Genomic DNA, 3207 nt, shown 5'->3' on the forward strand with positions numbered 1-3207 from the left:
GGGAAAGACCGTCCTGAATGTCGACGGCGTGAAGGCGCTTGCCTCGCTGCCGTCGCTTGACGAACTGCGCGGCAAGATCGTCGGCCTCATCGTGGCCCCGGCGACCAAGCTGGCCCAGCTCGCCAACGCGCCCGCGGGCAAGCTCGCGCGCGTCATCCAGGCTCATGCCTCAAAGGGCGAAGCGGCCTGACGCCCTTCGCAAATACTCAAACCCGAACCAGACTGACACGTAAGGAACTGAACAATGGCTGACTTGCAGAAGATCGTTGACGACCTTTCGAGCCTCACCGTGCTCGAAGCTGCCGAACTCGCGAAGCTCCTCGAAGAGAAGTGGGGCGTTTCGGCTGCCGCGGCTGTCGCCGTTGCCGGCCCGGCTGCCGGTGGCGCCGCTGCCGCTCCGGCCGAAGAGAAGACCGAGTTCACGGTCGTTCTCGCCAGCGCCGGCGACAAGAAGATCGAGGTCATCAAGGAAGTTCGCGCCATCACCGGCCTGGGCCTGAAGGAAGCAAAGGACCTCGTCGAGGGCGCGCCGAAGCCTGTCAAGGAAGGCGTGAACAAGGACGAAGCCGAGAAGCTCAAGGTCCAGCTCGAGAAGGCTGGCGCCAAGGTTGAGCTGAAGTAACGCAAGTTACTTCGGCGACATCCCGGGCTCGCGAAGCGAGACCCGGGAGCGCGTCCCACGATCGTCAGGGCCGGGTCCAGCCCGGCCATGACGATCTGAAGGAAGGCGGGGCCAGATGCAAAAGGCGTGCGACGGAACGTCCCGACGCGAGCCAAACACGAAAAAGTGTGGGGATTTGCGGGTTTAACCCTCGAATCTGCACTATTGTCGCCCCATATCGGGTCGGCAGCACGAAAGCGCGGTGGGCAGGGAGGCCGGATTTCCCTGTAAGCCGTTGGGAGATCAGACTATTTCGGGCTTTTGCAGTCCGTGAAGAGGATGGTTGTGACGGGCGGGTGCGCATCTGCGCCCCGCACGTCGTTTTGCGTTTTGAAGGTCTGAAGAACAGATTCAGGACATTGGTGCCTGAAACTGCGCCTCGGGCCCTCAAGACGGGTTCGAAAGATTCAACCCGGGAAGCGGTGGCAGCCGCGGTCCGGAGGGCGCGCCCAAAGCGGGCGACGAAAATGAGAGGCCACGATGGCGCAGCAGACATTCACCGGTCGCAAACGCGTTCGCAAGTTCTTCGGACACATCAAGGAAGTTGCCGAGATGCCGAACCTCATCGAGGTTCAGAAGGCGTCCTATGACCAGTTCCTGATGGTCGATGAACCCCAGGGCGGCCGTCTCGACGAGGGTCTGCAGGCGGTGTTCCGCTCGGTGTTTCCGATTTCCGATTTCTCGGGCACCTCGATGCTGGAATTCGTCCGCTACGAGTTCGAGCAGCCGAAATACGACGTCGACGAGTGCCGCCAGCGCGGCATGACATTCGCTGCGCCGCTCAAGGTGACGCTGCGCCTCATCGTGTTCGATATCGACGAGGAAACCGGCGCCAAGTCGGTGAAGGACATCAAGGAGCAGGACGTCTACATGGGCGACATTCCGCTCATGACGATGAACGGCACCTTCATCGTCAACGGCACCGAGCGCGTCATCGTCTCCCAGATGCACCGGTCGCCCGGCGTGTTCTTCGACCACGACAAGGGCAAGACCCACTCCTCGGGCAAGCTGCTGTTCGCCGCCCGCGTCATCCCGTATCGCGGCTCCTGGCTCGACATCGAGTTCGACGCCAAGGACATCGTCTATGCGCGTATCGACCGTCGTCGCAAGATTCCGGTGACGTCGCTGATGTTCGCCCTCGGCCTCGACGGCGAGGCGATCCTGTCCACCTTCTACAAGAAGATCCTCTACAAGCGGACCAAGGAAGGCTGGCGCGTTCCGTTCGACGCCAACCGCTTCCGCGGTTACTCGACCGTCAACGACCTGATCGACGCCGACACCGGCAAGGTGGTTCTCGAGGCCGGCAAGAAGCTCACCGTCCGCGCTGCCCGCCAGCTCCAGGAGAAGGGGCTGAAGGCGCTGCGCTTGGCCGACGAGGAACTGGTCGGCAACTACGTCGCCGAGGACCTCGTCAACCCCAAGACCGGCGAGATCCACGCCGAGGCCGGTGAGGAAATCACCGACAAGCTGATGAAGGCGCTCAACGAGCAGGGCTACAAGGAGCTGCCGCTGCTCGACATCGACCACGTCAATGTCGGTCCCTACATCCGCAACACGCTGTCGGCCGACAAGAACATGACGCGCGAGGACGCGCTGTTCGATATCTACCGCGTGATGCGTCCGGGCGAGCCGCCGACGCTGGAATCGGCGCAGGCCATGTTCCAGTCGCTGTTCTTCGACGCCGAACGCTACGACCTGTCCGCGGTCGGCCGCGTCAAGATGAACATGCGCCTCGACCTCGATGCGCCCGACACCCAGCGCACGCTGCGCAAGGAAGACATCCTCTCCGTCATCAAGACGCTGGTGGATCTGCGCGACGGCAAGGGCGAGATCGACGACATCGACCATCTCGGCAACCGCCGTGTGCGTTCGGTCGGCGAGCTGATGGAGAACCAGTACCGCATCGGCCTCCTTCGCATGGAGCGCGCGATCAAGGAGCGCATGTCCTCGGTCGACATCGACACGGTCATGCCGCAGGACCTGATCAACGCCAAGCCGGCGGCTGCCGCCGTGCGCGAGTTCTTCGGCTCCTCGCAGCTCTCGCAGTTCATGGACCAGACCAACCCGCTGTCGGAAGTGACGCACAAGCGCCGCCTCTCGGCGCTTGGCCCGGGCGGTCTGACCCGCGAGCGCGCCGGCTTCGAGGTGCGCGACGTGCACCCGACGCATTACGGCCGCATCTGCCCGATCGAGACGCCGGAAGGCCCGAACATCGGCCTGATCAACTCGCTTGCCACCTTCGCGCGCGTGAACAAGTACGGCTTCGTCGAGACGCCGTACCGCAAGGTCAAGGACGGCCGCGTCACCGACGAGGTCGTGTACCTCTCGGCGATGGAGGAAGGGCGCTATTCCGTCGCGCAGGCCAACGTGCCGGTCGACGCCAAGGGCCGCTTCACCGAAGACCTGGTGGTCTGCCGCTCGAGCGGCACCCGCGACGTCGTGCCGATGACGCCCGACAAGGTCGACTACATGGACGTGTCGCCGAAGCAGCTGGTTTCGGTCGCCGCGGCGCTGATCCCGTTCCTCGAGAACGACGACGCCAACCG

Annotated in this window: 2 protein-coding genes and 1 pseudogene; all 3 read left to right on the top strand. The window is 63.6% G+C overall.

The annotated features are described in order from the left end of the window. Window positions 1–190, top strand: a pseudogene (locus JHD07_RS36275) (50S ribosomal protein L10); the annotation flags it as partial. A gap of 54 nt (window positions 191–244) precedes the next feature. Then, window positions 245–622, top strand: a complete 378-nt coding sequence (rplL, locus tag JHD07_RS36280) for a 50S ribosomal protein L7/L12 (RefSeq protein WP_291553859.1) — start codon at window positions 245–247, stop codon at window positions 620–622. A gap of 519 nt (window positions 623–1141) precedes the next feature. Beyond that, the coding region (gene rpoB / locus JHD07_RS36285; RefSeq protein ID WP_291630930.1) for a DNA-directed RNA polymerase subunit beta at window positions 1142–3207 on the top strand (2066 nt) is incomplete at its 3' end.

The sequence above is a fragment of the Bradyrhizobium sp. genome (genome assembly GCF_016462955.1).
Classification (GTDB): domain Bacteria; phylum Pseudomonadota; class Alphaproteobacteria; order Rhizobiales; family Xanthobacteraceae; genus Bradyrhizobium.